Annotated in this window: 9 protein-coding genes; 5 read left to right on the forward strand and 4 right to left on the reverse strand. The window is 41.6% G+C overall.

Annotation, left to right across the window (positions count from 1 at the left end; translation table 11 throughout):
* The 4 genes from rpmF to der form a co-directional block, all read left to right on the forward strand.
* Positions 1-160, forward strand: a 160-nt coding sequence (rpmF, locus tag QZ379_RS05695) for a 50S ribosomal protein L32 (protein ID WP_291560533.1), incomplete at its 5' end; no start/stop codon positions are given.
* A gap of 106 nt (positions 161-266) precedes the next feature.
* Positions 267-1,268, forward strand: a complete 1,002-nt coding sequence (locus QZ379_RS05700; protein ID WP_291560454.1) for a beta-ketoacyl-ACP synthase III — start codon at positions 267-269, stop codon at positions 1,266-1,268.
* An 84-nt stretch (positions 1,269-1,352) separates the two neighbouring features.
* Positions 1,353-2,234: a GTPase Era gene (gene era, locus QZ379_RS05705; RefSeq protein WP_291560550.1), complete on the forward strand. Its 882-nt coding sequence runs from the start codon at positions 1,353-1,355 to the stop codon at positions 2,232-2,234.
* A gap of 34 nt (positions 2,235-2,268) precedes the next feature.
* The gene (gene der, locus QZ379_RS05710; protein ID WP_291560461.1) at positions 2,269-3,582 is read left to right on the forward strand and encodes a ribosome biogenesis GTPase Der; all 1,314 of its coding nucleotides are present in this window, start codon (positions 2,269-2,271) and stop codon (positions 3,580-3,582) included.
* A gap of 79 nt (positions 3,583-3,661) precedes the next feature.
* Here the strand turns inward: der and QZ379_RS05715 are convergent, their stop codons facing one another.
* From QZ379_RS05715 to QZ379_RS05730, 4 genes are all read right to left on the reverse strand, one after another.
* The gene (locus QZ379_RS05715; RefSeq protein WP_291560466.1) at positions 3,662-5,317 is read right to left on the reverse strand and encodes an AMP-binding protein; all 1,656 of its coding nucleotides are present in this window, start codon (positions 5,315-5,317) and stop codon (positions 3,662-3,664) included.
* A gap of 15 nt (positions 5,318-5,332) precedes the next feature.
* Positions 5,333-5,890 (reverse strand): helix-turn-helix domain-containing protein, encoded by a 558-nt coding sequence (locus QZ379_RS05720; protein WP_291560479.1) that lies wholly within the window; start codon positions 5,888-5,890, stop codon positions 5,333-5,335.
* A gap of 52 nt (positions 5,891-5,942) precedes the next feature.
* Positions 5,943-7,025 carry a glutamate 5-kinase gene (proB, locus tag QZ379_RS05725; RefSeq protein ID WP_291560509.1) on the reverse strand — a complete coding sequence of 361 codons (1,083 nt, stop codon included), beginning with the start codon at positions 7,023-7,025 and terminating at the stop codon, positions 5,943-5,945.
* Between the two features lie 163 nt (positions 7,026-7,188).
* A complete protein-coding gene (locus tag QZ379_RS05730; protein ID WP_291560515.1) occupies positions 7,189-7,473 on the reverse strand; it encodes a transcriptional regulator in 285 nt (94 codons plus the stop codon).
* 54 nt (positions 7,474-7,527) lie between these two features.
* On the opposite strand from QZ379_RS05730, the gene QZ379_RS05735 reads away from it, so the two are divergent.
* Positions 7,528-7,689, forward strand: coding sequence for a hypothetical protein (locus QZ379_RS05735; protein WP_291560520.1), 162 nt, complete (start codon positions 7,528-7,530; stop codon positions 7,687-7,689).
* Positions 7,690-7,773: the final 84 nt, after the last annotated feature.

Below are 7,773 nucleotides of genomic sequence, written 5' to 3' on the forward strand. Positions count from 1 at the left end.
AAAAACGAGAACTGCTAAGAGAAGAACTCACGATAAAGCAGTTGCTCCTACTTTAGCAATTTGCCCAAACTGCGGTGAATGGCATGTGTATCACACAGTATGTGGAGCTTGTGGTTACTACAGAGGTAAATTAGCAATCGAAAAAGAAGCTGCTCTTTAATCCGGGCAGTGCTTTGTCATGAACAGCTTATGTTCTTGAAAAAATAAAGCCGGAGGGCTTCGGCTCTTCGGCTTTATTTTTAGGATTCAAACTAAAATTTGAAACAATGGAAAAGATTAATGCGGTAATTACAGGGGTTGGGGGATATGTACCTGACTATGTTCTTACAAACGAAGAATTGTCAAGAATGGTCGACACTAACGACGAATGGATAATGACCCGTATCGGAGTGAAGGAAAGACGTATTCTTAACGAAGAAGGTTTGGGAACTTCATATATGGCACGTAAAGCTGCCAAACAGCTGATGCAGAAAACGAATTCTGACCCGGATTCGATAGACTGCGTTATAGTAGCAACAACTACTCCTGACTACCATTTCCCTTCTACAGCATCAATCCTATGCGACAAGTTGGGACTTAAGAATGCTTATGCATTCGACTTGCAGGCTGCCTGCAGCGGTTTCCTGTATGCAATGGAAACAGCAGCAAGCATGATACAGTCAGGAAGACATAAAAAAATTATCATAGTAGGTGCAGACAAGATGTCGTCAATGGTCAACTATTCCGACCGCGCCACTTGTCCTATCTTCGGTGACGGTGCAGCTGCATGTATGGTAGAGGCTACTACTGAAGACTATGGTATAATGGATTCGATATTGCGTACAGACGGTAAAGGACTTCCTTTCCTTCATATGAAAGCAGGTGGTTCTGTGTGCTCTCCTTCTTATTTTACAATAGACAACAAAATGCACTATCTGTATCAGGAAGGTAGAACTGTCTTCAAATATGCAGTATCAAACATGTCTGATGTAACAGAACAGATAGCCATAAGAAACGGTCTTAACAAAGACAATATCGACTGGATTGTTCCTCATCAGGCTAACCTGAGAATTATTGACGCTGTAGCTTCAAGACTAAGTGTACCTATAGAGAAAGTTATGCTCAACATTCAGCATTTCGGTAATACAAGTGCAGGAACATTGCCTTTGTGCTTGTGGGATTACGAAAAGAAGCTGAAAAAAGGAGACAACATAATCTTCACTGCATTTGGTGCCGGATTTACCTGGGGAGCAGCTTATGTCAAGTGGGGTTATGACGGAAATAAGTAATATTTGAGAATCAATAAAACAAATATACAAAAAACGCATCCCTGACAGATGCGTTTTTTTGTATGTATTACGAGAATTTATATTATGCACAAAGCCGGATTTGTAAATATAGTCGGTAACCCCAACGTGGGGAAATCTACCCTGATGAACCTGCTGGTAGGAGAAAGAATATCCATAGCAACGTTCAAGGCACAGACAACACGCCACCGTATAATGGGAATCCTGAATACGGACGATATGCAGATAGTCTTTTCTGACACTCCGGGCGTATTGAAACCCAATTACAAGTTACAGGAATCAATGCTCAACTTCTCTGAATCAGCATTGGTTGATGCTGATGTCCTGCTATACGTAACAGATACAGTAGAAAAACCGGACAAGAATACCGACTTTATGGAAAAAGTGCGTAACATGAAAGTTCCGGTAATACTGCTTATCAACAAGATAGACCTCATAAATCAGGATATCCTCATTAAACTCGTAGAAGAATGGCACGAAATGCTTCCAAATGCGGAAATCATTCCTATATCAGCCATAGCAAAGTTTAATGTGGATGTCGTAATGAAGCGAATCAAGGAACTTATTCCTGACTCGCCACCATATTTTGACAAGGATCAATGGACAGACAAACCTGCCCGCTTCTTTGTCACTGAAATAATAAGAGAAAAGATTCTCTTATACTATGACAAGGAGATTCCGTATTCCGTAGAGGTAGTAGTGGAGCAATTCAAGGAAGACGCAAAAAGCATCCGTATAAATGCAGTCATCTATGTAGAGCGTGATTCACAGAAAGGAATCATAATAGGACATCAGGGTAAAGCCCTTAAAAAAGTTGCTACTGAAGCGAGAAAGACTCTGGAACACTTCTTCAAGAAATCCATTTATCTGGAAACATTCGTGAAAGTGGACAAAGACTGGAGAAGTTCGGATAAGGAATTAAAGAATTTTGGTTATCAATTAGATTAATCACCGGCTGGGACAGCCGTAAACTATTATAAACATGGGAAATTTAGTTGCTATCGTCGGACGCCCGAATGTGGGAAAGTCGACACTGTTTAATCGTTTGACAAAAACCCGCCAGGCTATAGTAAATGAGCAGGCTGGTACTACACGCGACCGCCAATATGGTAAAGCTGAATGGCTCGGCAAGGAATTCTCTGTTGTCGACACCGGAGGATGGGTTGTAAACTCGGATGACATCTTCGAAGAGGAAATCCGCAAACAGGTTCTTCTGGCAATGGAGGAAGCTGATGTAATACTGTTCGTAGTAGACGTAATGAACGGTGTTACCGACCTGGATATGGAAGTTGCAGGCATACTCAGACGCTCCAAGAAGCCTGTATTGATGGTTGCAAACAAGACTGACAACAATGATTTGCAATATAATTCGGCAGAATTCTACTCTTTGGGATTGGGCGACCCTTACTGTATATCTGCATTAAGCGGATTCGGTACAGGCGACCTTCTGGACCTTATAGTATCGAAATTCAAGAAGGATGCAGACGAAATATTCGAAGAAGATATTCCAAGATTTGCAGTAGTGGGTAGACCTAACGCAGGAAAATCATCAATCGTAAATGCATTCATCGGCGAAGAAAGAAATATTGTAACGGAAATCGCAGGTACTACACGCGACTCTATTTACACAAGATACAACAAGTTCGGCTTCGACTTCTACCTGGTTGACACAGCCGGTATCAGAAAGAAGAACAAGATCAACGAGGACTTGGAGTATTATTCAGTTGTACGCTCTATACGTGCCATAGAAAACTCTGATGTCTGCATATTGATGATTGATGCTACAAGAGGTATCGAAGGTCAGGACCTCAACATTTTCAGTCTCATACAGCGAAATCAGAAGGGACTGGTAGTCGTAGTAAACAAATGGGACCTTGTAGAGGATAAAACTGTAAAGGTTATGAAGAACTACGAGGATGCTATCCGCAACAGATTCGCTCCTTTTACAGACTTCCCTATAATCTTTGCATCGGCTCTGACAAAACAGCGTATTCTTAAGGTACTGGAAGCTGCGAAAGAGGTTTACTCTGCAAAGACAACCAAAATACCTACTGCGCGCCTGAATGAAGAGTTGCTGCCTCTGATAGAGGCTTACCCACCACCATCAAACAAGGGTAAGTATATCAAGATTAAATATATCACACAGCTGCCTAACACTCAGATTCCTTCGTTTGTATTCTTTGCAAACTTGCCACAGTATGTAAAAGACCCTTACAAACGTTTCCTGGAAAACAAGATGAGAGAACGCTGGAAACTGTGCGGTACACCAATCAATATATTTGTAAGACAGAAATAATACTTTAAAGCGAATATCAAAAAATCCCAAGGTTACATAATCGTACTCCTTGGGATTTTCTGTTATTATACTATTTCAATTACTGATTGTCCTTCTGACGGATTTCCACACGACGAATCTTACCGCTGATAGTCTTAGGAAGCTCATCTACAAACTCTATCACACGCGGATATTTGTATGGAGCAGTAACACGCTTCACATGGTCCTGAAGTTCCTTTATCAAGGCATCGCCAGCCTTATCCTTATAATCATTGGCAAGGATAATTGTAGCCTTGACAACCTGTCCGCGGATTTCGTCCGGTACACCTGTAATTGCGCATTCCACTACGGCCGGGTGTGTCATCAACGCACTTTCCACTTCAAACGGGCCTATACGGTAGCCGGAACTCTTGATTACATCGTCCGCACGTCCAACGAACCAGTAATATCCGTCTTCATCGCGCCATGCCACATCGCCGGTGTAATAAATGCCGTCATGCCAAGCCTCGTGGGTAAGTTCAGGAGCACGGTAATATTCCTTGAACAATCCCAATGGTTTGCCATGGTTTGTACGAACCACAATCTGTCCCTGCTCACCATCTTCTGCACTGCGTCCGTCAGGTTTTATAAGGTCTATCTCGTACTGTGGATTAGGCACACCCATACTTCCCGGTTTCGGTTCCATCCATGGGAACGTGGCAAGTGTCAGCGTCGTCTCTGTCTGTCCGAAACCTTCCATCAGGCGTATTCCTGTTATCTTGAGGAATGTTTCATATACTGAGTAGTTCAAAGCCTCACCGGCAGTAGTACAATATTCCAATGATGAAAGATCGTACTTCGACAGGTCTTCACGGATGAGGAAACGGTATATTGTAGGAGGCGCGCAAAGTGATGTGATATGATAGTCGTGTATCTTCTGAAGAATATCTGCAGGAGTAAACTTCTCATGGTCATATACGAAGACTGTTGCACCGGCTATCATCTGTCCGTACAATTTTCCCCAAACAGCCTTACCCCATCCTGTATCGGCAATAGTAAGATGAAGACTGTCCTTGTGAAGATTGTGCCAGAAGCTTCCTGTCACAATATGTCCCAAAGGATAAGTGAAGTCGTGTGCCACCATCTTAGGCTCGCCTGTAGTACCTGATGTGAAGTACATCAATGATATATCATCGTTGGTATTTACGTGTTCAGGACGTACAAAAGGAGCAGCATTATCAATTCCCTTATGGAAATCAAGGAAACCTTCAGGAATATCAGGCCCTATGCTTACGAGCTTCTCTACTGTAGGTGACTCAGGCATAGCATCTATCACATGCTTTGTAATCACTTCCTCACCCGCCATAACTATCATTTTGATAGATGCGGCATTACAGCGGTAAACAATGTCTTTCTTTGTAAGAAGATGTGTAGCTGGAATTACAACAGCTCCAAGTTTGTGAAGAGCAATGATTGAATACCAGAACTCATATCGGCGTTTCAGAATAAGCATAACCTTGTCGCCATGGCCTATACCGAGGCTCTGAAAGTAAGATGCTGTCTGGTCTGTATATTTTTTCAGGTCGGCATACGAAAAATGGATGCACGCACCTTTATCATTTGTCCATAATATCGCTTCTTTATCCGGTTCTTCGGCTGCCCACGCATCTACAACATCATAGCCGAAGTTGAAGTTTTCAGGAACTTCTATTTTGAAGTTCTTTATAAAATCCTCTTGTGAGGTAAAATGTGTCTGTTTTACAAATCTCTCTAACATATATATCGTATCTGATTATTGCATTACTATCGCTAAGAATCTAACATTGTTTCCGTCGAGCGCCTTCATTCCGTGAGGAAGAGAGGAGTCGAAATACAGGCTGTCGCCAGGATTGAGGATAAGTTCCTTCCCATTGATATTCAGCAACAGACGACCTTCAATCACCATATTGAACTCCTGTCCGGAATGGGTGTTATAATATATAGGAGTGCTTTCAGGTTTTGGCTCTACTGTTACGATAAACGGATCAGCAATTCTGTTTTTGAAGCCTGAAGCCAACGATTCGTATTTATATGCCTTGGTTCTTTCCACAGAGATACCTGCCCCGCGGCGAGTAAGAAAATATGAGCGCATATGTGGCTCCTCACCAAACATAAGTTCATCAAGAGAAACGCCAAACTCTGTTGAAATCTTCTGAAGTGTACTTACCGAAAGATCTGTCTCGCCACTTTCCATAGCGATATATTTCTCCGGAGTAACTCCAATCTTTTCCGCCACCTGCTCCACTGTCAGGTCGAGAGCATCGCGCAATCCCTGAAGGCGCATTGCTATTTGTTTTATCTGTTCAACCATAGTCTTTAAGTTATTTTCCACAAAAATAGTAAAAAGAATAACATTATGAAAGTTATTCTAAATATAAATAATCATAATGTACAAGATAAGGCTTTCCATGAATACCTATAACAGACTTTGCATCTGCCGATGACATACTGACACGGCCAACTCCTATCTTCTCGTCTTCAGAATTTACAATCGTAACAATATCATCTTTCTCAAAATCACCTATTATATCTGTCACTCCTACCGGAAGCAGGCTTACTGCCTTGTCACCACGCAATTTGTCCGCAGCTTTATTATTGACAACAATCTTACCTTTAGAGAATCCATCGCTATGCGCTATCCATTTCTTGATACTTGAAACACCGTTCTCCGAAGGAACAAACCTGGTACAAACTGTTTCTTCAGGATTGGAAATCAAATCAACTAGTATATTGTCTTTCTTGCCATTGGCTATAAACACTGTTATACCTTCATCTGCCACCTTACGGGCAATACTGCTTTTAGTCAGCATACCTCCCCTGCCGAATCCGGATTTCTCTGTACTGATATAGTCCGACAAGTCCTTACCCTGTTCCACCTCTCTTATAACAGTCACTCCAGGCTGTGAAGGAGCACCATTGTAGATACCGTCGATATTACTCAGAATAACCAATGCCTGAACATCCATCATAGCAGCAATAAGTCCTGAAAGCTCGTCATTATCTGTAAACATAAGTTCCGTAACAGAGATAGTGTCATTCTCATTTACTATGGGAATAACATCATTATCCAGCATCACCTGCATACAGTTGCGCTGATTGAGATAATGTCGCCTTGTGGAGAAACTTTCCTTGGTTGTAAGCACCTGACCTACCGTAATTCCATGTTCGCGAAACAGTTCGTAATATCTGTTTATCAGCTTAGCCTGCCCTACTGCCGAAAACAACTGGCGGCTGTCTACACTGTCAAGCTTACGCAAAGGCTTCACCTCACTGCGTCCGGAAGCCACTGCTCCCGATGATACAAGCACTATTTCAGCTCCTGCCCTGTGAAGTTCTGCCACCTGGTCTACGAGTGCTGACATTCGAGTAACATCGAGTGTACCATCCTTTCTCGTAAGTACATTACTGCCAATCTTTACAGCTATTCTTTTATATTTACATTCCATACAATTCTTGGTTTCATATCTATTAATGACGCAAATATAAGAAATTACGGATATTAAATTACAAAATCACGCAATCTTTTTATTTAGGACTACTTATTGATATGATTTTTCACAAGAATATTACTAACAGAAAGGCAACCCGACACCGGACTGCCTCACCTTATTATAAATCAATATACGTCTTTAACACTGCCACATATTCTTCAAAAGCCTTTCTACCGGCCTCAGTCATCCGGCACGAAGTTCTTGTCTTCTTTCCGATAAACTCTTTCGTCACCTCAACATATCCTGCACTGCTCAGTTTATCGAGCTGTACACTGATATTACCTGCCGTAGCATTGGTTTTCTCTTTCAGATAATTAAAATCAGCCTCATCTACAGACAGTAAAAGAGTCATTATCGCAAGCCTCAACTGAGAATGTATCAGAGGATTTAATTCTTTAAGCATTGTTGTCTGGAATTTCTGTTAATAATATGTCCCGGTATAATCATCATAAATAGAATGGCTATTCCGAAATACAAATGCCAATATACTGTGGAATTGCCATCCGAAACAAGTACTACAAGCATATACAAACCGATAAAGAATGCCAAAAGCGGCGTATATATAAGGACTTTCATGTTGGTTATGACGCCTGTAATCGATGTTCCAATTCCTGCATAGAGCAAGCTCAACGGAAGCATCAGAGTAAAATTATAGTCAAAAAGAAATGCTTTGCGAATTGAGCAATCGGAAATTGAGAGTCAG

It is taken from the genome of Bacteroides sp. (genome assembly GCF_019417265.1).
GTDB lineage: Bacteria > Bacteroidota > Bacteroidia > Bacteroidales > Bacteroidaceae > Phocaeicola.

Bases quoted from the DNA above. Each gene is read 5' to 3' on its own strand.
- QZ379_RS05715 (WP_291560466.1), bottom strand. From the start codon at position 5,317: ATGTTAGAGAGATTTGTAAAACAGACACATTTTACCTCACAAGAGGAT.
- QZ379_RS05735 (WP_291560520.1), top strand. From the start codon at position 7,528: ATGGCTATTCCGAAATACAAATGCCAATATACTGTGGAATTGCCATCC.
- era (WP_291560550.1), top strand. From the start codon at position 1,353: ATGCACAAAGCCGGATTTGTAAATATAGTCGGTAACCCCAACGTGGGG.
- QZ379_RS05730 (WP_291560515.1), bottom strand. From the start codon at position 7,473: ATGCTTAAAGAATTAAATCCTCTGATACATTCTCAGTTGAGGCTTGCG.
- QZ379_RS05720 (WP_291560479.1), bottom strand. From the start codon at position 5,890: ATGGTTGAACAGATAAAACAAATAGCAATGCGCCTTCAGGGATTGCGC.
- QZ379_RS05700 (WP_291560454.1), top strand. From the start codon at position 267: ATGGAAAAGATTAATGCGGTAATTACAGGGGTTGGGGGATATGTACCT.
- der (WP_291560461.1), top strand. From the start codon at position 2,269: ATGGGAAATTTAGTTGCTATCGTCGGACGCCCGAATGTGGGAAAGTCG.
- proB (WP_291560509.1), bottom strand. From the start codon at position 7,025: ATGGAATGTAAATATAAAAGAATAGCTGTAAAGATTGGCAGTAATGTA.